Raw genomic sequence first — 19094 nt, 5'->3', positions numbered from 1 at the left:
GGGAGCAAAGGGTATGTCAGCCAGGTATATCGAAGCCATTGGTCGCCGGAAGACCGCCACGGCGCGGGTACGTCTGTACCCGGGCACGGGGACGATCTTGGTCAACAACAGGCCGCTTGAGGAGCACTTCCCAAGGCCGTTGCTGGTGCATCGGCTGCTGGAGCCGTTGCGGGTGACGGGCACGGAGGGGCGGTTCAACATCACCGTCCAGGTGAAGGGCGGTGGGGTCAGTGGCCAGGCGGACGCGGTGCGCTTGGGGATCGCCCGCGCGCTGGTGAAGGTGGACGAGAATCTGCGCCCCGTCCTGCGCAATTACGGGCTCCTCACCCGGGACGCCCGCGCCAAAGAGCGGAAGAAGCCCGGCCTCAAGCGAGCCCGCAAGGCGCCGCAGTACACCAAGCGCTAAGTCGCCGGCGAGAGATCGATGTTTCGCGTGGGGGTGCTGACCGTCAGCGACCGGGTGTCCCGCGGCGTGGCCGAGGACAGAAGCGGCCCGCTGATCTCGCAGATGGTGCGGGAGCGGTTGGGCGCGCTGGTGGTCGCGGAGCAGGTCGTCCCCGACGAGCGATATGTGATCGAGGAGATCCTGCGGCGGTGGTCGGATGAGGAGGAGCTGGATCTGATCCTGACCACCGGCGGTACCGGCTTTGCCCCGCGCGATGTGACGCCGGAGGCGACCAGGGCGGTGATCGAGCGGGAGACGCCCGGCTTCGCCGAGGCCATGCGGGCGGCGAGCCTGGCGGTTACCCCTCATGCGATGCTCAGCCGAAGCGTCGCCGGCATTCGGGGACGGACGCTCATCGTCAACCTGCCGGGCAGCCCCAAGGCGGTGCGGGAGAATCTGGAGGTGATCCTGCCCGCGTTGCCTCACGGTCTGGCCCTGTTGCAGGAGGTAGAGGGCGAGGATCGGCGCCACGAGCATGGGAGGGAAGCGGATCAGCCATCGTGGGCTGACGATTTCCAGTCGTGGTTAGAGCGACGCGAGGCAGGAGAGGATTCCGCCGCCGAGCATTGACAGGTCACGAAGATGGTAGATAATGAGGAGACAGCATCCGCTGTCTCCTTTTTTGTTTCGTGTCTCCTCACTTTTCCGGAGGCTATGCGGATGGCCTCGGGGCACGGGTGATCGTGCCCGAGGACGCCTCGGGCGTCGTGGCCTGTTGGTCGGCGGGGATCATGAACTGCTTGACGGGCCGCCAGCGGCTTGTTGGCTGTAGGTCACAAACGGGCGTAGCAGGTTGGTGAACTCCATGGGGAGGACGAATTTGGTGGCCGGGCTGACGCCGATGGCCTTGAGCGTTTCCAGGTATTGCAGGTTCATGGTCTTGTCATCGATGGTACGCGCGATGTTGTAGATCTTCTCCAGAGCCAGGGCGAACCCCTCCGCCTGAAGGATGGCCGCTTGCCGGTTCCCTTCGGCCTCCAGGATGGCTGCCTGCTTCTGGCCCTCGGCTACTCGGATGGCTGCCTCACGCTTGCCTTCGGCCTCCGTCACCATGGCGCGACGCTCTCGCTCGGCGGCGAGCTGCCGGTTCATCGCGGTCTGCACCTCGCGCGGCGGCGTGATCTCCCGGATCTCGACGCTGGTCACCTTCACGCCCCAGCGCTCGGTCACCTCGTCTAGCTTCACCCGCAACACCTGGTTGATGTCCTCGCGCTTGGCCAGCACGTCGTCCAATGAGATATCGCCGATGACGGCGCGCAGCGTGGTGGTGGCGATGCCCTGGGAGGCCCCGGCGAAGTCGCCCACCTGGACCACGCTGGCCGTCGGATCGATGACCTTCCAGTAGATGAGGAAGTCGATGTCGATAGGGGCGTTATCCTTGGTGATGCAGGTCTGTTTTGGGACCTCTAGATATACCTCCCTCAAATCCACCCATACGGGGCGATCGACGAAGGGGATCAGCAACACCAGCCCGGGGCCCCTCTCCCCGATGCAGCGGCCCAGCCGAAAGACCACCAGGCGCTGATATTCACGCACGATCTTGACGGACAGGTATACGAGGGGGATCAACAGGATGAGGAGCACGACGGCGGTGATGAGGGTACTCAGCAGGTTTTGCATGATGGACTCTCCTGGTTCAGCGTAGGCGACGTACCCGCAGGCGCAGGCCGTCGGTTCCGGTAACCTCTATCGTCTCCCCGGCGCTCACCGGCGCATCGTCGGCGATGGCCGTCCATGTCTCGCTTTGCACCTGGACCACGCCTTGGGGGGTCAGGTCGGATTGTGCGATGCCGATTTTGCCGATCAGCACATGTGATCCCATCAGGGCCGTGCGTTGTTGGGCTCGCAGGCCTGCCGTCACCGCGATCCCGAAGAAGCTGACGAGGATGGCCGTCATGACCACCAGGAGCCAGGGGCTGACGGACAGCTGGGGCATGCTGGGCGTGGTGGGTGTGAATGGGCTGAATAGGAAAAGGGATCCCAGAACGAAGCTGATCACGCCGGCAACGCTCAGCGCGAAGCCAGGGACTTTGATGTCAGCGACGAAGAAGGCCAATGCGATGACGATCAGGGCGATGCCTCCCCAGTTGACCGGGAGGCTTCCTAGGGCGATGAAAGCCAGGATAAGGGCGATGACCCCGCTCACGCCGGGGAGGATGGCGCCGGGATTGTACAGCTCGGCGATGAGGGCCAGGGTCCCCAAGGTGAGGAGGATATAGGCGATGTTGGGATCGATCACGCCGTGGGCGATCACCTCCAGCCAAGTCATCGGGTATGGTTCGATGGTGGGCGATTCCAACCGTAACACCACGGACTTCCCGTTGACGGCGACCCGGTGCCCGTCCAGCTGGCGTAGCAGGGCGGGGAGGTCCGCCGCCACCAGATCGATCACGTTCTCCTCCAGCGCCTGTTGGGCGGTGAGGGCGGCGCTTTGTCGGACCGCCTGTGCCACCCACTCGGCGTTGCGGCCGCGCTGCTGGGCGATGGCCTGGATATAGGCTACCGCGTCGTTGGTGACCTTGTCCTGCATCGTGGCCGACATCTCGCTCTGGCTCATGTCCACGGGATGGGCGGCGCCGATGTTCGTGCCCGGCGCCATGGCCGCGATGTGGGCGGCCACGGTGATGAAGACGCCGGCCGAGGCGGCTCTGGAACCCGAGGGGGAGACGAAGACGACGACGGGCACGTCGGAGTTCAGGATTGCCTGGACGATCTTACGCATCGCGGTGTCAAGGCCGCCGGGCGTGTCCAGCTGGATGATGACCATTTGGGCCTGGGCCTCGTTGGCCACGCGGACGCCCCGCTCGACGTACTGGGCGACAAGTGGATCGATGACGCCACGTACCTCGAGCTTCATCACCTTCCCGGGCTGTTCGGCGTTGGAGGGGAGGATCGCGATCGCCGATGCGCCGAGGATCAAGATGATGATCCAGGCTCGTAGGATAAGGCGTTGGGCCCGCAGGGCTGTCTGTTGGCGGATTCGCATCGCAAAGTCCCGATAAGAAAACGCCTCTCCACGCGAGAGGCGCTGGCAGGCAGGAAAGGAGGAGAGCGATTCGATTGGCACCCACGTAGAAGGGAAAAGGTCCCCCCGCATGATTGCGCAGGTGACAGGACCCGCTTCCACCCAGATTGTAGCATGGGGGCGTCGGGGTGTCAACGTCGTGTCGGCGGGCAGCTGCTTGCTTGCGTTGACGCTGGGTCAGAGGGCGTGATATAGTGGGATATGACGTCGGCCTGGGGTGAAGATCCTGTGGTCGGGGAGTTGTTTTCTCTCATGGAGATTCGATATCGACCTATCGGTGTTGTGCGTAGTCCCTTCAAGGATATTGCGGGGATGCCCATCCAGCCCGCAGGGGCGGCCGGCGTTCAGGGCACGGTCGAGGTCTGGCCCGAGTTCGTTGAGGGGCTGAAGGACCTGGAGGGTTTCTCTCACATCATCCTGTTGTATCATTTCCATCGAGCGCGGGAAGTCAGGCTCACGGTCGTTCCCTTCATGGATTCGGAGCCGCATGGAGTGTTCGCCACCCGAGCGCCGAAGCGCCCCAATCCGATCGGGCTGTCCGTCGTGAGGCTGATACGCGTTGAGCGCAACGTGTTGTATATCGAGAACGTGGACATCCTGGACGGGACGCCGCTGTTAGATATCAAACCATACGTGCCCGAGTTTGATCCGCTTCCTGTGGAGCGCGTGGGGTGGCTGGAACGGGCGCAGGGGAAGGTGCAAAGCAAACGATCGGATGACCGGTTTCGATAGACGTTGATGTCTGCCACGATCTCGTTGTCGAGACCCTGGCGATTCAAGGTGCGGGACGAGTGAAGGATCCGAGCGAGGGAGCTGGCTGGTCGGCCGGGCGAAGCTGTGGTTCTATAAACGCAAATGCCTCTCTCCCTTCTCGCACCACAGGATGTGGCTCATGGAGAGAGGCACCTCTATATATCACAGGAGCGGGTGATGGGACTCGAACCCACGACATTCAGCTTGGGAAGCTGACGTTCTACCACTGAACTACACCCGCTTCGGTGCGCCGAGATGTAGCGTGTTCCCCTCTATGCACCACTAGATGCTGTGGTTCGTGACTATGCACGACACGGTTTTAGGCTGGGTAGGCTGAGTGTCGATCGGACCAGTACATTGCTAGGTGTGCCTGAGTATCAGGGTGGGTATTACTTTTCTCCGCAAGGCGGATTGAACTTATTTCTGACATCTTGCTCTATCTTCTTGCGACCAGGCTGTTGAAGATTGGGGGTGTAAAGAACCGAGAACATCAGGGTACCAGGACAATTACGACTCCAACATTCCTTCCTGTCATGATTTTCAACTCTTTCTTTGACATTTGCGGATTCTCCGACATCGACCAGGTGATACCGTTGATCTTGGTAGCAGATGATGGCATAGACGCCGGAGTGGTCCTGAAGCTTGCTCGTGTCTGTGTATGGGCCCTCGAACGTATAGTCCCCAATTTTGATACCCATATGGTAGTCTCCTTGGATGTTCACTTCTTGGGAGGCCTAAAGCTGGCCTCTTGGGCCTCTTCCTCTGTGCAGAAACGGCGATCGCCTTTCTCTCTCACGCAGATTTCCGTAGCGTTAGAATCCCCGGCGTTTGTTCGAACATCCAGAATCCGATTGGCATTCCTATGATCGTCAAGCATAGTGCATAAGCGACAACCATCCAAAGAAAAGCGAGCCAGAACCCGACGCAGACAAACCATGCGGCTCGAATAAGGAAATTTCGTTGCTTCACTTGGACTTGACTAGGCATTGGGGCGATAGCCGATGATCTTCTTCTGGCGATTATGGATGGAAGCTGGTTGATAAGACTAACTCCAATAGGTATGGTGATGATCAATGCAAAGCAGATGTAGGCGATGATTACAATGATGGCCCCTAGCCACCAGCCAACGAGAAGGAACCACAGGAGCTGCGAGAAAAAGCTAGTCCTCTTGGAAACAGTGACGGCTTGCTTTTTACTCCGGCTCTTTTTGTTCAGCTTAGTAGTGTATGACAGGCCTGTGCCTGGTATCCCTGTTGTCACCCGCGTTCCGCTCTTTCCGATTGTCATGCGGGCTCCACGACCGCCAAATGATACGCTTGCCCCTCGCTTCCCAATGTTAAGCCTGACGCCTGGGGCAATCTTCATGCTTTTGCGAAATCTCCATCCCACCGTGCCACCTCATCTGTCTAACATGCGATGAACACCCACTGCCTCTCGCCTGTTGCCAACCACCGATCGAATCTGGCCGCCATCTCTGGATCAGACGGCCGCTCCCACACGGCGGCCGGCGGCAGGGCGGGCCGCCGCACGAGCTGATCTGCCAGCCAGGCCCATGCTCTGGCCAGGATGTGTTGTTGGTTGCGGATTGTCATTTGGGCGAGGGCGTGGATGGCGGCGGAGAGGCGTTTGCGGCGTCGCATGTGGAAAGCTCATCTATTTCAGCAGCGACATAACGTGATTACGAATAGCGTCAAAGTGTTGTTTGGCCTCTGTGATGTCAAAGTCGTTGATGGGGAGGCATTGATATCTACTGGTCACAGATAGCGTTTTGAGCTCTCTGTAGTCATCCCAAAGGGTTCGCAGGTTGGGATCCCGCTGAATGAGTTCGTCTCGCTCCTGGTGTTTGGTAGGATATTCTGTGTTTTTGGCGACGAAGTAAGCTTGTAGAATATGCAGCGCTGCGTAGAAGATGGCGGTTATCCGCCAATCTCGATAGTCATCAGGTAATTGGGTGATGTCGTCTGAGAATTGACGATTGTGATCTGCTTTCTGTAAGTGGGCGGTTTTACTGAATTGCATCGGCTGTGTTGGGTAGGCTGCGTATGCGCTCGATCCACTTACCCGTCTCTTCTTTGTCGATAACCGGGTATCCTCGTCGATCTATGAGGTCAAACTCGAAGTGTAGATCTGGGTAGCGATCCGCCAACGCGAGTTCTGCACGATAAATCTGACGGCGCTCTTCTTTTGTGCTGCCGCTGGCGTAGGTAACAATGTGCAGATAGGTGCCAGCGAACTTTGCTCGCACCTGCTCCACCGATGGTATGTCACGTACCATATCGACGAAAGCCCGAAATGCTTCCATGGCAGCCTCTAGTGAACGGATTTCCATGGGTATTGTAACAGATTGGGCGGATGCTGTGTATGTGGCTTTGTACTCATCTGCGCTGGCGTGGATGTTAGGCATGAACCAGCGCTTGAGGGAACCTACGGCTTGCATGTGATCACTCCGTAGACTTGCCCTGGTACTGGTCTAAGATGCGCTGCATGGCCTCCACAATACCTGGCATGCTCTCTGCACTGATGGCCAGGGTAACAACGTGGCGACCTTTGACTGTGGTCACTTCTTCGGCTGCATTGGCAGATGATATCACTGGTGGCAGTACCTGATAAAACCGAATGTAGAAGCTCGGTCCATCGAAGCTGATCAGGGCATGATTGACAAATTGCGCCCTGACTTGATCATCCTGCTCCCATTCAATAGTGGCCTGGATGCCATCTCTAGGTTGTTCTGGCATTTTGTTGTTCCTCTTGCTATAATATCTATAGCTTTCCGTGTCCTCGGTTTCAGTATCCTCGTACGGATTGGGTGGGGTTGGTGCTTTATGTGATAGGATGGTGACGATGGACGAGAGAGTTCTGCAGTTGCTTCAGGACATTTTGGATGAGTTGCGCATCGTTCGAACTTTGTTGGAGCAGCCGGATGGACGCTATCAGTCACATCTTGACGGCAGAGAACTCGGTTGGCGGATTGTGAGAGCGAAAAAGGATTTGGATTCGGCCCGGGAGTGGAACTCGCTACTGCGCAAGCGATCCTAGCGCTTCATTAGGACGTTCGTAAGCACGTCGATCGCTTTTTCGAGCTTGGCAATCTCCCGTTCAATCTTTTGTTTCTGCGATTTTAGGCCACGTAGTAGTGACTGGTTCAAGTTCAGCTCTTCTTCATCTCCGAGGTATCCCCAAAGTTCTACGGCTGCCTCAGTCACAGCAATACTTCCCTTCACCCTTGCCAGTTCATCTTCCTGATATTCTAGATCACCCTCTAACCTTAGCAACAATAGTGTTTTGCCATCCGACGTGCTCACTGGTTTTCCTCCTGCTTTTGTTCCTCTTCTTGATTAATTTTACTAGTCCCCATCGGCTTGTAGGCGATACGAGACTACATCTGAATAGTCACGCCCGTAGAATGTGATTTTAAAGGAGCTGGTTTGTCCTGGATCTAGGTGTGTACTGTTCACATAAGAATACCAACATCCAATTGTTTCCCCGCGGTTGTTATATAATGTCCCGATAACTTTCACGTATTCCACGCGGGTATTTTGGTTATTGTGAACTTGACCGATGATTTTGTACCACTTGTATGAGTCTACAGATCCACTGTCATTTGTGATGGTGAGATCTGGTGGAGGATCACCACCTGTCAGAAACGTTACAGGCTCAAACTCGTAGTAATCCCAATTGCTTGGTTCTTGCATTGATATGTGAAAACACGTTTTTTCATTTGGGGGAAGACTGTTAAGGCGCACAAATGTGAAATCTGTGTCTACGAGCCTTCCCTCTGCATCGAAGATGTTAGCTGTTATTTGGATAAATCGCAGGTATGCGTCTGTATTGTTCCGCACCTCTCCAATGATGTGTAGATAGCCTATGTTAGATGTATAAGAGAAGTGGTTTGGTAACACCTCAACCGAGATAACCGTTGCCGTCGGTGAAGGAGTGGCGGTTGGAGTAGCCGTCGATGTGGGAGTGTGCGTGATGGTTGGGGTTGCCGTCGGTGTCGGTGTGGCTGTTTGTGTTGTGGTTGACGTGGGAGTCAGTGTGGGTTGGGGCGAGGTATCCTCAGGTAGCTGGACCATAATCAGCGGAATATAGTGATATGTTCCAGGTGGTGTATCCTCATGATATTCCGTTGGTAAGTATGCAAAGCCGAGGACTGCCCATAAGACAGCTATAAGGCTGATTACGCCCTTAGTTGGATGGTATTGCGTTGGGCTCTGCTGATTGCCCATCAATTCTCTCCGTGTTATAATAGAACAAATGTTCTGTTGTGCCGGGAGTCCTATGACGCGCCGCCGCAAGTACCGAAACGAGACAACCATGTTCATGAGGCTGGACAGATCTGAGCGGGTCCGGTTTCTCATGCGCTTGCGGCGCGTTTTTCTTGCCGTGCTACGGCCTCCTCGAGCTCGCGACGGAATTGGTCTTTCAGTTCGTCGGGCAAGAGGTCGAAGAGACGGATGAATTCCTGAACGTCCGGCGGCAGTTCCTCGAATTCCTGTTCCTCCATCTCCTCGCTGATCTTCAAGATGTCAGTAAAGATCTCTACCCACTGACTGCGATCCTCTGGCTCTTGTCTGTTTAGCATCTCGATTAGCGGCCAGAGCTCGGGGGCTATGGCTGGCTCCTTTTCTCTGGTCTCGCCCTGCCGAGGCCTTGGATCGTCCGTGAGGCCGAGCAAGTAATCGGTGGTGGTGTCGAGCGCTTCTGCGAGACGCGTTAATATTTCCGCCCCGACATTCGTTCTCTTGCCGCTTTCGATTTCAGATAGGTATGAGGCGGATGACCCCGCATACACGGCAAGCATGCCAAGGGACCATCCTCGCTTTTTTCTGAGTGCCTGTAAGCGTTCGCTTAAAGTAGTCACGTCTTCACTATATCACGGATTTTGTACGTTGTAGCGAATTGGGGCTTGACAAAGTCTTCGCTATAGCGTATAATACGGGCGGAGGTGTTCGATATGTCGAATATCAAGGTGTGGTTAGAACAGCAAAGTATGACCCAAGCCGAGCTAGCCAGGAGGTTGCGTATTAGCCCAAGCTACCTGAACGACATAGTTAAGGGGCGAGCTGAAATTACCGATACGATCAAGTGGCGATTCGCCCAGGCGTTCGGGTTCGACGTGGCGGCGGAGCTGTTCGGCGACGGCGAGCACGACAACGGCGCTCAGCAGGCCGTGCGTGAGCATGGGGCTGCGTGAGCGCCGGTTTTTGTGGTGCAGAAGGAGACGGCGTGATGTGTGAAGAGATTGTCCTAGCCGTCGAGACGATCCGCTGTCCCAAGTGCGGCCATGTGCAGGCCGCCCAGGTGACATGGCGACCTGGTGACCCGTTCGAGACATACATGCACCAGTGCACGTGCTGCGGGTACTGGATTCATGAGCAGGAATGGGACAGGATGCAGGATGCATCAACCTCGCCTGCTGCTGCTGATTCTGTCGGCACCAGCGGGCGGGGCTGAGGGGGCAGCCCCGCCGTGGGACCCCTCCTTGTAGGCCGGGGTGCGGCTCCCCGAAAGGGTTGAGCCCCCCGGCCAAAGACCCAAGCCGCAGAGGGGAGGGCTGCTTCCGTGTGAGTCCGAAGGCGAGGAACCCCACCCTCTTGAGCGAATGGCCGATCAGTTTGGGATGTCATCGCAGCCTGGAAGCAGCCCTGTCTTTTGCGGCTACGCTACATGGCACGGGAAGCGCAGGGTGCACGTGATGAGTAGGGTTGGGTAACCAACCACGGGAGGCCGACTGTGGGCAAGCCAAGTGATCGCAGAAAGTCGGCACGACGGCCAGGGAAACGTGAACGAGCACGGGTAAAGAAGCGACGTAGGGGCGGTACCTACGTTGACGTGCCCGGCGCCGGTCTCGTCTACGTCAAGCTCGGCCGGAAGAAGGCGTTACGCCACTTCCGTCATTGGTGGCCCGTCAACCCGAAAGCTCGTAGGCCTGCATAGGGCCGGGCTCTTGCAGGCCGCCGGTTCGAATCCGGCCCCGTGCCCTTAGCCCGGGCGCACGACGGGCGCACAAAACATGGGCCCCGACTCATGACAACGGCGGGGATGCGTGCGGCCCCGCCACCGGTGATACAGAGGAGATAGTGGCATGCCATCTGCGCTCTCTCAATCGTCACACCGCAAGCGGCCGCCCGACCCTCGGGGGGCCTGGCGCAGAAAGCGCACAAGGTGGGGTACGGACATCGGCATCGACGCCGCTATCGATGCTGTCGACCCGAAGGACGCCCCTCCACCCGTCGCTGCTCAGATAGGTCTGTTTTCACAACGGCCCGTACCTAGCCAAGAGTTCATCGACTTCCTGCACCAGGCCTATCAAGCAGCTAACATCGGCTCGTATCGCCAGCGTGTCAAGGATATCCTCGACGACGCCGAGCGAGATGCCGCCGAGGCCGGCGGCGCCCTTTGATGTGGGATCCTCATGAATCGCTCCTGTGTTCATCATACGCTATGCACGGAGATACGAGAAGCATCGGCCGGTAAATGGCCCGGAACCGGAGAGGGAATGGATGGACGCCATAAGCATCCCTGTTGAGCGCATCATCGCCGTCTGTGTGAGCCTGGCTGCATTCGGCATCGCATACAACGCCATGGTGGAGTATCTGGAGCGTGAGGTGCCGGAGCATGGGTACACGTCCTTTCTGGTGGTGGGCGGCGTTATGGTCACGCTGATCGGCGCCGCCTTCATCGTGGGTCTGATCCCTGCCCTGCTGGTCAGCCTCTGTTTCATCGCCAGCGGGTTGCCCATGATCATCGGCAGCGTGTGGCGGTGGCTGCGCCAGCGGCGGATCGATCGGTCTCTCAGCATTCGGGAGATGATCGAGGCTCTAGATGATGACGCATAAGCCGATCCCAGGCGGGTATGTGGACAATCAGCACCTGGCCCGAGCTATGGCGGCCAACCACAAAATGCGGCGCATCGTCGGGCTCATCCTGAGCGAGCGGCCTGGTGTGGAGCGAATGGCGATCTTGCTGGCGCAGATGGCCTACGAGCTGGGGGAGCAGGCCAATGCGCTGCAAGAGATGGACAAGATCCGCAAGAGCAGAAAGGAGGAATCATGAGCGGGAACGGGATATATCGCAATGAGCTGGTGGATGCGTTCAGGCATGCCGAGGGGATGTTAAAGAGCGCCCGGGCGGTGCAGACGCTCCTGGATATCCGCAGCAGGCGGGAGCGGGCGGACATCGACTCCAACACTGTCGCATACGTCCATGAGCACATCGAGTGCATCCAGCATCACATCTCGGAGCTGGAGCGGGAGCTTGCGCAGTTCAGACGGTTGGAGGTGGCGTGATGAAGGTTCAGAAGGACATTCGGGAGACGAACGGCGGTGGATTTTTCGCCAAAGCGACACTCACATTCGACAACGTGCTGATCGCCCGTGTCGTAGCCCAGATGGCTGATCACAAAGGCCGGCCGTGGAAAGACGGCAGCATCTGGCTAGATGGCGATCATCGTGCACGCCTCAACAGCGCTGAGATCACACTAGCCGGTGGGAAGGAGTCTGGGTACAAGGACATCGATGAGTTCAACGATTACCTGGATCGCCTGGTCGCCATAGCTGAGGACGTGGAGGCGCAGTGGGGAGCAGTGGTGTGTGTGATCGCCGAGCAGTTCGCCAACCACCACATCGCCATCGTGGACGTTCACGGTCGGCTTCGTCGGCGGTTCGACGAGATGGGCAAGGAGATCGATGCGCTGAGCAGCGAGATCGCCCAGGACGTGCAGGCGTTGCAGGACAAGGTAGATGTGCTGCGGGCAGAGAATCGCATCCTGCGCCAGCGCTTGGCCGAGCTGGAGCAGCGCCTGGCGAAGCTGGAGTCTCCGAGCGAGCCGGTGATCGTGAGCGCCAATGGGCATAACGGGCATCGGCTGCTCCGGGTGATCCGGCGAGTGGCGGGGTAAACGGCGAGGGCGCTCGCGAGCCCGACACTCGCGAGCGCCCTCCAAAACCAGAACACGTCCATGCGGAGGATACCATGGATATGCGGAAAATGCAAGGAAAGGTGCCACACCTGACCACGTATGAGGAGCAGGTCCGGGCGCTGGCAAAATGGCCCGATGTGCGTGAGATCAAGCAGCCCGATCAATTCGTCGACGCCCCATACATCTCCGGCGAGATGGTCAAGCATAAGCTCAACACGATCTTCGGACCCGCCGGATGGGGGTACGAGATCACGAGATGGCCGGAGTTGGTACAGATCGGCAAGGCGGCGTTCTATTACTGCGAACTCAACGTCTGGTTCGACTTCGCCAACGGGATCAGCATCAGGCGTCCGGCCGTGGGGATGGTGCCGATCCAGGGCAAGATCGAGACGGCCGGGATCAACCAGGTGCGGATGGCCATTGAGGGCGCCATCACGGATGCCATCAAGGGGGCGGCCAGCACACTGGGACCGGCTCTCGGTCTGGGGCTGAACGATATCACGGTAGAGCGAGCCGTGATGGGGAATCGGGCCGCTAGAGAGGGCAAGACAGACAAGCAGCACATCGATGATCTGTATGGCGGGAACGGCAAGGTGAGTGAGCCGGCGTGGGTGGTTGAGCTGCGAAAGAAAGCGGCCAACGGCAAGCAGCAGCCGGCCACGCAGGCGCAGATCGGCCTGGTCGCTGGGAAGTTGGCCGAGGCGACGGAGTGGAAGGACGAGGGCCGGCACACGTTCCTGCGGGTGGTGTTCGGCAAGGCCTCCACGAAGGAACTCACCTGGGGTGAGGCACGGGCGGTTCTCGATTGGCTGATCGCCGGGAAGGACCCGGACACGAACGACTACGTGATCCGTCCTGAGGCCGCCGATCAAATGGCTGAGCTGATTCGGGCAGAGCAGGAGCGCATGGGGCAGCAGGAGCTGCCGTTAGGGTAGGTGCGAGGGGACAGCCATGGATAAGCTACATGACCTACTGAGGGAATATCGTGGCACCTATGACGAGATGCAAGAAGCCACGGCTGATATCAGACGGGCTATCGATGAGCTGAATCAGCAACTGGCTGAACTCGAGGCCCCATACCGGGAGCGTCTGGACGATCTGACTCACATGATAGAGTATCAGGCGAAGCTTGAGGGGATTACTGGGACGGTCAAGACGGAATGGGCGACGATCCGATACCGTTCTGGGTACACCCGCAGGACGTGGAACGACAAGATGCTCATGGGGTATGCCCAGGCCCATCCGGAGATCCTGGCTTTCGTGAAGGAGACACACGTCCCGCCGAAGATCAGCATCGTGGTTTGAGGTGTTGGCGGCTGCTTGGCATCGGGGGAGGCGCAAAGCCTCCCCCAACATCCACATTGAGGCGAGCACATGGATTGGTTCAGGTTCTACAACGAAACGTACAGGGATCCAAAGATAAGACGCCTGTCTCGGGAGATGGGGTGTAGCATTGCAGAGGCAGTAGGCGTGTGGGCAATTCTCCTTTCCCTGGCCAGTGAGAGCGAGCGACGCGGTGCTCTCATGTTGAACAGTGACATTCCCCTTGATCTATCTGACCTGGAAGATGCCACAGGGGCAGCTAACATCAAAGAATGGCTGGAGTGCATGCAACGCCTTGGCATGCTCACGTATGAGGATGACATCTGGTACATCACCAACTGGGACAAGCGGCAGTTCGCCAGCGATAGCTCCACAGAGCGGGTGAAACGTTACAGAGAACGAAAGAGAGAGGCGGAGCGAAACGGCGATGAAACGTTACAGCAACGGTCATGTAACGTTTCGGGAACGCCCCCAGATACAGATACAGAGACAGATACAGACTCAGATACAGAGAAAGATTTGACGGCGCCTGCAGCGCCGTCCCAGTCCCCCCGGCAGCGCAAATCACCTCGCTCAGGCAAAAAACGATCCGCAAAGACCACAACCGACCCGGGTTATCAACCCATCTTTGAGGCCCTGTGTAAAACATGCGTTCTGGATCCCAAGCTCAACGCGCCCAAGATCGGCCGGTTTGCCAAGAGATTGCGCCAGGCCGGCTATGGCGCCAACCACGTCGCTGACTTCGAGGCGTGGTGGTATGCCAACGATTGGCGTGGCCAAAAGGGCCAGCCGCCGACGTTGGAGCAGGTGGCGTCTATGCTGCCGCAGGCGTTGCAGCCACGCGCCAGCCCTGCGAGTGAGCCGAAGGGGTTCGCTGCCATCCGGGAGTACATGCGCAAGAGGGGGTTGACCAATGGCGACGGAGCAGGAGACGCTGAAGGCGATGGCGTTATTGACCTCGGCCTATCCGAATTTCGAGCCGAGGCCTGAGACGGTTGAGGTCTACGTGCAGATGCTGCAGGACCTACCGGCGAACGTGCTCTTTGCGGCCGTTCACCAGTGCATCGCCGAGTGCCGGTTCTTCCCAACCGTGGCCGAGATCCGGGAAAGGGCCAGGGCGATCCAGCCAGCAGCGCAGATCCCATCGGCGGCCGAGGCATGGGAGGAGGTCATGCGGGAGGTGCGACGGGTGGGCTACTACGGCGTGCCGGCCTTCGAGAATCCGATCACGGCCAGGGTTGTGAAGGCGCTGGGGTGGCGTGAGATCTGCATGAGCGAGAACGTGGTCGCGGACCGAGCTCACTTCATGCGCATGTACGAGCAGGTGGCCCAGCGTGTGGAGCAGTATGTGTCCCTGTTGCCGCCAGCCAGGGCGCTTCTTGATTTCGGCGCCAACGGTGCTGGGACACATCAACTCGTTCGATCTCTGGCACGAGCATTGGCGCCGGATAGGATGCTGACAGATGGGCGCAACGGTTCGTGAGGATAGGGTCGTGGCAACGAGGCCGAGATACCGGTGCCTCATCTGCCACGACATGCGGTATGTGTACCTGACAGACGATGTGCATGACCCGAGGTTTGGGTTGGCCTATCCGTGCCCAGCGTGCAATCGGGCAGGGCAGAATCCGGATCCAAAGGGCGGCGGTAAGGGGGCGTAGGCGCAGCATGAGAGGGAAGACCAAAGAATAGCGAGGTTGAAACATGAAGCGGTATGGGGTCATCATAGCGGATCCACCGTGGAGGTACGGCGGCGCTGGACCGACCTTTGAGGCGGCGGATCATCAATATCCGACGATGAGCCCATCGGAGATAATGGCGCTGCCTGTGAGACAACTTGCCGCCGACGACTCGGTTCTGTTGCTTTGGGCGACGTGGCCGCAATTGAACGTAGCGCTCAATGTGATACGAGCGTGGGGATTCAAGTACGTCACGGGGTTTCCATGGGTGAAGATTGAAGGGGCGCCACAGCAGACGCTTTGGGGCAAGTTTGTTTGTAAGCCAGTGTACGGGTTGGGTTTTTGGGTGCGCGGGTGTTCGGAGGCTGTATTAATCGGTAGGCGTGGAAACGTATCGCCACCGGATGGTGATTTCGTTGGAATTCTGTCCGGGAATTTCGGTCATAGCAGGAAACCAGACAATCTGTATGAGTATGCAGAGCAATTCCCTGGTCCCTATCTGGAATTATTCGCTAGACGTGTGCGTCCAGGGTGGGATGTTTGGGGCAATGAAGTAGAGTCAAACTTGATCATAAGTGGAAGACAGGAACGGTCATTAAATGGCCCCCAGAGCCACGTTACCCGGGGTAACAGAGACGAATGAGCGCTGAAGATACGTTTACCCTTTGGGCGCAGAAAACGGCCCTGGAATTGCACGAGACGCTCGGCACCTGGCGAGCCGTTGCCGAGGCGTTGGCGCCATATCTGGCCGAATCCCCGGCTGCCTGGTGGCATGTCGGCCGGGGCGAGAAGGTCAGCCGGGAGAAGGTCAACGCCCTGCGGGCGTACCTCGGCCTTCCCCAGCTCCCTCGCATTGTTCCAGTCGAGGCGTGTCCAAAGTGCGGGGATGTGCACCTGGCTCCGGAATGCGCCAGGGGAAAGCGCATCGTCGTGGTCGAGGCCGGTAGCAAGGTGCAGATCGTGCGTCGGAGACCGCCTCAGCGCTGGCGTGACATGCCCGTGTCTGTGCTGCGGGGGGCGATTCAGAATAGAGTGGATGTCTATGCGCTACTTCCGCCCACGAAGACAGAGGCTCTGGTGGCACATCGTGAGGGGTGACGGCGGGCGCACATGGTGCGGGAAGGATCTCTCACGATCCGAGAGCTTTATCATCTCGGGTGATGATCCACCCAGCGAGCGCCACGTCTGCGCCCTGTGCGTGCGGGCATTCGAGCGGGCACATGGCAACCGGCCATTTTCAATCGGGGAGGAGTGATGCAAGACCTGTTCGACATGGTGTGGCGGTTCCGCAACGAGATGCGGGCCGTCTGGCCCACGCCAAAGATGCTGGATGCGCTGCGGTACGCCGACTGCGAGGCACGGGAGGCGCTCGATGCCTGGTTGCGCCTCAATCGGCCTGAGCATCGGCGCAAAACCACGACAGAGATGCCGATATCCTCGGCGAGTTGGCAGATTGTGCACTGATGCTGATCACGGCGTTGGGGCCTGTTTACCAGCTCCAGTTTGTACACCACTTCAGCTATCTGGACGTGCCGAACACCATAGACGACATTTGTTGGTATGTTGCCAGGGCAGCGTGGGTGGCACGGTCCTATCTGGAAGCCTGGTATTTCGACGCCGAGGCCGCTTTGGTCGCCATCGCCAGCTATCCTGGGATGGACCTGCGTGAGCAGCTACAGCTACGCATGAGTAGGCTGCGCAAGAAGCACCTGGAGCGTGCAGATGGGATCCAACATTCTTGACGTTGCTGTTGCCTTGATGCTTGTTGTCGTTGTCGCTGCCAATCCAGCAGGTGCGCTTCCAAGTGAGGGTCAGGGAGTGATAGAAACCGTCCAGGAGGTCATCCTGTGCGTTCGTATCGAGCTGCGCCCTGGCGTCACGGTTCCGGCCGTCATCACGGTTCCGGCCGTCATCACGGTGGCCTATCACCCCGTGTTTGGTGAAGCGTGGCTGGAGGGTGTGGATAACGTCAGGGCGGTGGAAGTGTGGCCTATCCTGCAAGAGCCGTGATGTGCTATAATACTGTCAGGAAAATGGTATAGCTGACTCGGGCGAGGTAGCGCTCATCGTGCCGCCATGCGGCGATGGGCGCTTTTTGTTGGGGGATCGACGCAATGCATCATCGACGCTTCTGGACGTGTGCGAGATGTGAAAAGATGCTCGGTGAGGTGACGGATGGCGGCGGCGCATTGATCGTCAGGCACGGCCAGTTGCGCATGGTGGTGTCGCTGCCGGTGTGGCGCCGCTGCGAGCGGTGTGGGACGTGGAATTGGGTAAGTGGGGATGGCCATGGGACGGCGAACCAAGTTGACGCCGGAGGTGCAGGAGAAAATCTGCAACTTTGTCCGGCAGGGGTTGACGTATGAAGTGGCCGCCCGTGCGGCTGGTATTAGCGAATCAACATTTTATCGCTGGCGGCGTAGGGGTGAGGGGGCCAGAAGCGGTAAGTTTCGACAGTTTTGGGAGGCTCTAAAAAAGGCAGAGGCAGAAGCTGAGTCTTCGTTGGTGCAGCAGATCCAAAAAGAGGCCAGGGGGGGGACGTGGCAGGCGGCCGCATGGATCCTCGAACGACGTTATCCCGAGCGCTGGGCGAAGAGGGATAGGGTAGAGCATGAGCACAGCGTTGGCGATGCGCTGGCGCAGGTCCTGGAAAGACTCGCTGATCGAGGCGGTGCGGAGGACGACTGACCCCGTGGCTTTCGCACGGGCCTGGCTGGGGTGGGAGCCGCATGATGGGCAGCGCCGCTGGCTCCTGGCGCCGGAGCGGCCGACGCATGTCCTGGTCACCGGCCGTCGCTGGGGGAAGAGCGAGGTGGCGGCCGTCCAGGCGCTGTATTACGCCGTCTTCAGGCCGGGCACCCGCCAGTGCATCGTGAGCGTGACGTTGGACCAGGCCCGGCTGGTGTTCGATACGATGCGGGAGTTTATCGATCACCAGCCGCTGCTGGCCGAGTTGGTGGATCGGGTGCGGGAGACGCCTTTCCCGACGGTCCAGCTCAAGCACAAGAGCATGGTGACGGTGCGCACGGTGGCCAGGAGCGGTGTGTATATCCGGGGCCACAAGTTTCACCGGGTGATCGCAGACGAGGCGGATTACATCCCCGATCGGATCATCGATGAGGTGATCCGCTTGACACTGGCCGATGTGGGTGGCCAACTTGTGCTGACGACGACGCCGAAGCCGAAGCGGGCGTTGGTCTATCGTGAGCTGCGGGCCGGGCTAGACGGTGATCCAGCTGTCTACGCTCAGCAGGGGAGCTCTTTTGAGAATCCGAACATCCATCATGACTACCTGCGCTCGCTGCGGGAGCGCATGACGGAGGCGGCCTGGCTGCGGGAGATCGAAGGGCAGTACGTTGCCGATGATACGGCGGTCTTTCGGTGGGATGACATTCAGGCGGCGTATGAGGCGGCGGATTGGGAGTTACCGGTTGAGCCGCAGAAGAACAGGCGCTATGTGGCCGGGTGGGACCTGGCGAAGACGACGGACTGGACGGTGGGTGTCGTGCTGGACGCGACGGAGAAGCCATACAGGCTGGTGTACTTCGAGCGCTTCCAGCGGGCGCCGTGGCCGGTGGTGGCGAAGCGGATCCGGGAGGTGCATCGGCGCTATAGCTGCCATGTCTCGCTGATCGACGCCACGGGCGTGGGTGCGCCGATCCTGGACGAGGTGCGGGATGTGGCGCAGGGGTTCACGTTCACTGGCCGCAGCAAGGTGGATCTACTCACGGGGTTGCAGGTAGCGCTGGAGCGGCGGTATCTGCGTTTCCCATTTGTCCGAGAGCTGGTGGACGAGTTGCAGGCGTATGAGTGGGATGATAAGGCGCTGGTGACGGACTGCGTGATGAGCCTGGCGCTGGCGCTGTGGGCGGCGGGACCGCAGCGAGCGGTGCAGTATGCGCCGAGTATTTGGGATTGAGCGATTGAGCGGGTCAGCGAATCAGCGAGGTG

30 protein-coding genes and 1 tRNA gene are annotated in these 19094 nt (G+C 59.0%); 21 read left to right on the top strand and 10 right to left on the bottom strand.

Translation table 11 applies throughout. From position 1 onward, the window contains the following. Positions 1-13: 13 nt before the first annotated feature. On the top strand, positions 14-406 hold the full coding sequence (rpsI, locus tag GXP39_08135) for a 30S ribosomal protein S9 (protein ID NOZ28004.1): 393 nt from the start codon (positions 14-16) through the stop codon (positions 404-406). A gap of 18 nt (positions 407-424) precedes the next feature. Further along, complete coding sequence (gene mog, locus GXP39_08130; GenBank protein ID NOZ28003.1) at positions 425-1015, top strand: molybdopterin adenylyltransferase; 591 nt, start codon at positions 425-427, stop codon at positions 1013-1015. Positions 1016-1174: 159 nt separating this feature from the next. Here the strand turns inward: mog and GXP39_08125 are convergent, their stop codons facing one another. Further along, positions 1175-2065, bottom strand: coding sequence for an SPFH/Band 7/PHB domain protein (locus GXP39_08125; GenBank protein NOZ28002.1), 891 nt, complete (start codon positions 2063-2065; stop codon positions 1175-1177). Between the two features lie 16 nt (positions 2066-2081). Further along, a complete protein-coding gene (locus tag GXP39_08120) occupies positions 2082-3431 on the bottom strand; it encodes a nodulation protein NfeD (protein NOZ28001.1) in 1350 nt (449 codons plus the stop codon). Positions 3432-3722: 291 nt separating this feature from the next. On the opposite strand from GXP39_08120, the gene tsaA reads away from it, so the two are divergent. Continuing rightward, positions 3723-4202, top strand: a complete 480-nt coding sequence (gene tsaA, locus GXP39_08115; protein ID NOZ28000.1) for a tRNA (N6-threonylcarbamoyladenosine(37)-N6)-methyltransferase TrmO — start codon at positions 3723-3725, stop codon at positions 4200-4202. 190 nt (positions 4203-4392) lie between these two features. On the opposite strand, the gene GXP39_08110 is transcribed toward tsaA, so the two are convergent. The 6 genes from GXP39_08110 to GXP39_08085 all read right to left on the bottom strand — a co-directional run bounded on the left by GXP39_08110 (position 4393) and on the right by GXP39_08085 (position 6958). Next, positions 4393-4464 (bottom strand) — tRNA-Gly (locus GXP39_08110). 148 nt (positions 4465-4612) lie between these two features. Beyond that, the gene (locus GXP39_08105) at positions 4613-4921 is read right to left on the bottom strand and encodes a hypothetical protein (protein NOZ27999.1); all 309 of its coding nucleotides are present in this window, start codon (positions 4919-4921) and stop codon (positions 4613-4615) included. 94 nt (positions 4922-5015) lie between these two features. Next, entirely contained in the window at positions 5016-5510 is a 495-nt protein-coding gene (locus GXP39_08100; GenBank protein NOZ27998.1) for a YccF domain-containing protein, read from the bottom strand. A gap of 119 nt (positions 5511-5629) precedes the next feature. Continuing rightward, the gene (locus GXP39_08095; protein ID NOZ27997.1) at positions 5630-5863 is read right to left on the bottom strand and encodes a hypothetical protein; all 234 of its coding nucleotides are present in this window, start codon (positions 5861-5863) and stop codon (positions 5630-5632) included. Positions 5864-6228: 365 nt separating this feature from the next. Continuing rightward, entirely contained in the window at positions 6229-6660 is a 432-nt protein-coding gene (locus tag GXP39_08090; protein ID NOZ27996.1) for a hypothetical protein, read from the bottom strand. Positions 6661-6664: 4 nt separating this feature from the next. Continuing rightward, positions 6665-6958, bottom strand: a complete 294-nt coding sequence (locus GXP39_08085; GenBank protein NOZ27995.1) for a hypothetical protein — start codon at positions 6956-6958, stop codon at positions 6665-6667. A 106-nt stretch (positions 6959-7064) separates the two neighbouring features. Here GXP39_08085 and GXP39_08080 point away from each other — a divergent pair, with 106 nt between their 5' ends. Further along, entirely contained in the window at positions 7065-7259 is a 195-nt protein-coding gene (locus GXP39_08080; protein ID NOZ27994.1) for a hypothetical protein, read from the top strand. On the opposite strand, the gene GXP39_08075 is transcribed toward GXP39_08080, so the two are convergent. Then, entirely contained in the window at positions 7256-7525 is a 270-nt protein-coding gene (locus GXP39_08075; protein NOZ27993.1) for a hypothetical protein, read from the bottom strand. The two genes, GXP39_08080 and GXP39_08075, sit on opposite strands and share 4 nt — an antisense overlap. Before the next feature lie 1052 nt (positions 7526-8577). Continuing rightward, positions 8578-9084 (bottom strand): helix-turn-helix transcriptional regulator, encoded by a 507-nt coding sequence (locus tag GXP39_08070; protein ID NOZ27992.1) that lies wholly within the window; start codon positions 9082-9084, stop codon positions 8578-8580. Between the two features lie 93 nt (positions 9085-9177). Between GXP39_08070 and GXP39_08065 the strand changes: the two genes are divergently transcribed. The 17 genes from GXP39_08065 to GXP39_07985 all read left to right on the top strand — a co-directional run bounded on the left by GXP39_08065 (position 9178) and on the right by GXP39_07985 (position 19062). Further along, a complete protein-coding gene (locus GXP39_08065; GenBank protein NOZ27991.1) occupies positions 9178-9417 on the top strand; it encodes a helix-turn-helix transcriptional regulator in 240 nt (79 codons plus the stop codon). 891 nt (positions 9418-10308) lie between these two features. Next, positions 10309-10626, top strand: a complete 318-nt coding sequence (locus GXP39_08060; protein NOZ27990.1) for a hypothetical protein — start codon at positions 10309-10311, stop codon at positions 10624-10626. A 100-nt stretch (positions 10627-10726) separates the two neighbouring features. Continuing rightward, positions 10727-11062 (top strand): hypothetical protein, encoded by a 336-nt coding sequence (locus GXP39_08055; protein NOZ27989.1) that lies wholly within the window; start codon positions 10727-10729, stop codon positions 11060-11062. Next, on the top strand, positions 11049-11279 hold the full coding sequence (locus tag GXP39_08050) for a hypothetical protein (GenBank protein NOZ27988.1): 231 nt from the start codon (positions 11049-11051) through the stop codon (positions 11277-11279). The genes GXP39_08055 and GXP39_08050 overlap by 14 nt, the downstream gene beginning before the upstream one ends. Beyond that, positions 11276-11512, top strand: a complete 237-nt coding sequence (locus GXP39_08045) for a hypothetical protein (protein ID NOZ27987.1) — start codon at positions 11276-11278, stop codon at positions 11510-11512. The genes GXP39_08050 and GXP39_08045 overlap by 4 nt, the downstream gene beginning before the upstream one ends. After that, positions 11512-12123 (top strand): hypothetical protein, encoded by a 612-nt coding sequence (locus GXP39_08040; GenBank protein NOZ27986.1) that lies wholly within the window; start codon positions 11512-11514, stop codon positions 12121-12123. The genes GXP39_08045 and GXP39_08040 overlap by 1 nt, the downstream gene beginning before the upstream one ends. A gap of 74 nt (positions 12124-12197) precedes the next feature. Then, on the top strand, positions 12198-13079 hold the full coding sequence (locus tag GXP39_08035; protein NOZ27985.1) for a hypothetical protein: 882 nt from the start codon (positions 12198-12200) through the stop codon (positions 13077-13079). Between the two features lie 16 nt (positions 13080-13095). Continuing rightward, positions 13096-13449 (top strand): hypothetical protein, encoded by a 354-nt coding sequence (locus GXP39_08030; protein NOZ27984.1) that lies wholly within the window; start codon positions 13096-13098, stop codon positions 13447-13449. 69 nt (positions 13450-13518) lie between these two features. Next, on the top strand, positions 13519-14457 hold the full coding sequence (locus GXP39_08025) for a hypothetical protein (protein ID NOZ27983.1): 939 nt from the start codon (positions 13519-13521) through the stop codon (positions 14455-14457). Then, on the top strand, positions 14381-14950 hold the full coding sequence (locus GXP39_08020; protein ID NOZ27982.1) for a hypothetical protein: 570 nt from the start codon (positions 14381-14383) through the stop codon (positions 14948-14950). Before GXP39_08025 ends, GXP39_08020 begins: the two co-directional genes overlap by 77 nt. A 218-nt stretch (positions 14951-15168) precedes the next feature. Further along, positions 15169-15786 (top strand): DNA methyltransferase, encoded by a 618-nt coding sequence (locus tag GXP39_08015; GenBank protein NOZ27981.1) that lies wholly within the window; start codon positions 15169-15171, stop codon positions 15784-15786. Next, positions 15783-16241 carry a hypothetical protein gene (locus tag GXP39_08010; protein ID NOZ27980.1) on the top strand — a complete coding sequence of 153 codons (459 nt, stop codon included), beginning with the start codon at positions 15783-15785 and terminating at the stop codon, positions 16239-16241. The genes GXP39_08015 and GXP39_08010 overlap by 4 nt, the downstream gene beginning before the upstream one ends. 156 nt (positions 16242-16397) lie before the next feature. Continuing rightward, entirely contained in the window at positions 16398-16607 is a 210-nt protein-coding gene (locus GXP39_08005; protein NOZ27979.1) for a hypothetical protein, read from the top strand. After that, a complete protein-coding gene (locus tag GXP39_08000) occupies positions 16589-16885 on the top strand; it encodes a hypothetical protein (GenBank protein ID NOZ27978.1) in 297 nt (98 codons plus the stop codon). Before GXP39_08005 ends, GXP39_08000 begins: the two co-directional genes overlap by 19 nt. A 76-nt stretch (positions 16886-16961) precedes the next feature. Further along, positions 16962-17153, top strand: coding sequence for a hypothetical protein (locus GXP39_07995; GenBank protein ID NOZ27977.1), 192 nt, complete (start codon positions 16962-16964; stop codon positions 17151-17153). A 279-nt stretch (positions 17154-17432) separates the two neighbouring features. Beyond that, positions 17433-17831, top strand: a complete 399-nt coding sequence (locus GXP39_07990; protein ID NOZ27976.1) for a transposase — start codon at positions 17433-17435, stop codon at positions 17829-17831. Continuing rightward, positions 17755-19062, top strand: coding sequence for a hypothetical protein (locus GXP39_07985; GenBank protein ID NOZ27975.1), 1308 nt, complete (start codon positions 17755-17757; stop codon positions 19060-19062). Before GXP39_07990 ends, GXP39_07985 begins: the two co-directional genes overlap by 77 nt. The last annotated feature ends 32 nt before the right edge of the window (positions 19063-19094 follow it).

The sequence above is a fragment of the Chloroflexota bacterium genome (genome assembly GCA_013152435.1).
Lineage (GTDB): Bacteria > Chloroflexota > Anaerolineae > DUEN01 > DUEN01 > DUEN01.
Note: the sequence above shows the minus strand (reverse complement) of the source record. Positions and strands in the feature narration are given on the sequence as shown.

Excerpts from the sequence above, each read along its gene's own strand:
- GXP39_08010 (NOZ27980.1), top strand. The coding sequence starts at position 15,783 with ATGAGCGCTGAAGATACGTTTACCCTTTGGGCGCAGAAAACGGCCCTG.
- GXP39_08020 (NOZ27982.1), top strand. The coding sequence starts at position 14,381 with ATGGCGACGGAGCAGGAGACGCTGAAGGCGATGGCGTTATTGACCTCG.
- rpsI (NOZ28004.1), top strand. The coding sequence starts at position 14 with ATGTCAGCCAGGTATATCGAAGCCATTGGTCGCCGGAAGACCGCCACG.
- GXP39_08045 (NOZ27987.1), top strand. The coding sequence starts at position 11,276 with ATGAGCGGGAACGGGATATATCGCAATGAGCTGGTGGATGCGTTCAGG.
- GXP39_08100 (NOZ27998.1), bottom strand. The coding sequence starts at position 5,510 with ATGACAATCGGAAAGAGCGGAACGCGGGTGACAACAGGGATACCAGGC.
- GXP39_08015 (NOZ27981.1), top strand. The coding sequence starts at position 15,169 with ATGAAGCGGTATGGGGTCATCATAGCGGATCCACCGTGGAGGTACGGC.
- GXP39_08105 (NOZ27999.1), bottom strand. The coding sequence starts at position 4,921 with ATGGGTATCAAAATTGGGGACTATACGTTCGAGGGCCCATACACAGAC.
- GXP39_08030 (NOZ27984.1), top strand. The coding sequence starts at position 13,096 with ATGGATAAGCTACATGACCTACTGAGGGAATATCGTGGCACCTATGAC.
- GXP39_08065 (NOZ27991.1), top strand. The coding sequence starts at position 9,178 with ATGTCGAATATCAAGGTGTGGTTAGAACAGCAAAGTATGACCCAAGCC.
- GXP39_08035 (NOZ27985.1), top strand. The coding sequence starts at position 12,198 with ATGGATATGCGGAAAATGCAAGGAAAGGTGCCACACCTGACCACGTAT.
- GXP39_08085 (NOZ27995.1), bottom strand. The coding sequence starts at position 6,958 with ATGCCAGAACAACCTAGAGATGGCATCCAGGCCACTATTGAATGGGAG.
- GXP39_08055 (NOZ27989.1), top strand. The coding sequence starts at position 10,727 with ATGGACGCCATAAGCATCCCTGTTGAGCGCATCATCGCCGTCTGTGTG.
- GXP39_08125 (NOZ28002.1), bottom strand. The coding sequence starts at position 2,065 with ATGCAAAACCTGCTGAGTACCCTCATCACCGCCGTCGTGCTCCTCATC.
- GXP39_07985 (NOZ27975.1), top strand. The coding sequence starts at position 17,755 with ATGAGCACAGCGTTGGCGATGCGCTGGCGCAGGTCCTGGAAAGACTCG.
- GXP39_08080 (NOZ27994.1), top strand. The coding sequence starts at position 7,065 with ATGGACGAGAGAGTTCTGCAGTTGCTTCAGGACATTTTGGATGAGTTG.
- GXP39_08025 (NOZ27983.1), top strand. The coding sequence starts at position 13,519 with ATGGATTGGTTCAGGTTCTACAACGAAACGTACAGGGATCCAAAGATA.
- tsaA (NOZ28000.1), top strand. The coding sequence starts at position 3,723 with ATGGAGATTCGATATCGACCTATCGGTGTTGTGCGTAGTCCCTTCAAG.
- GXP39_08090 (NOZ27996.1), bottom strand. The coding sequence starts at position 6,660 with ATGCAAGCCGTAGGTTCCCTCAAGCGCTGGTTCATGCCTAACATCCAC.
- GXP39_08060 (NOZ27990.1), top strand. The coding sequence starts at position 10,309 with ATGCCATCTGCGCTCTCTCAATCGTCACACCGCAAGCGGCCGCCCGAC.
- GXP39_08095 (NOZ27997.1), bottom strand. The coding sequence starts at position 5,863 with ATGCGACGCCGCAAACGCCTCTCCGCCGCCATCCACGCCCTCGCCCAA.
- mog (NOZ28003.1), top strand. The coding sequence starts at position 425 with ATGTTTCGCGTGGGGGTGCTGACCGTCAGCGACCGGGTGTCCCGCGGC.
- GXP39_08040 (NOZ27986.1), top strand. The coding sequence starts at position 11,512 with ATGAAGGTTCAGAAGGACATTCGGGAGACGAACGGCGGTGGATTTTTC.
- GXP39_08005 (NOZ27979.1), top strand. The coding sequence starts at position 16,398 with ATGCAAGACCTGTTCGACATGGTGTGGCGGTTCCGCAACGAGATGCGG.
- GXP39_08120 (NOZ28001.1), bottom strand. The coding sequence starts at position 3,431 with ATGCGAATCCGCCAACAGACAGCCCTGCGGGCCCAACGCCTTATCCTA.
- GXP39_08050 (NOZ27988.1), top strand. The coding sequence starts at position 11,049 with ATGATGACGCATAAGCCGATCCCAGGCGGGTATGTGGACAATCAGCAC.
- GXP39_07990 (NOZ27976.1), top strand. The coding sequence starts at position 17,433 with ATGGGACGGCGAACCAAGTTGACGCCGGAGGTGCAGGAGAAAATCTGC.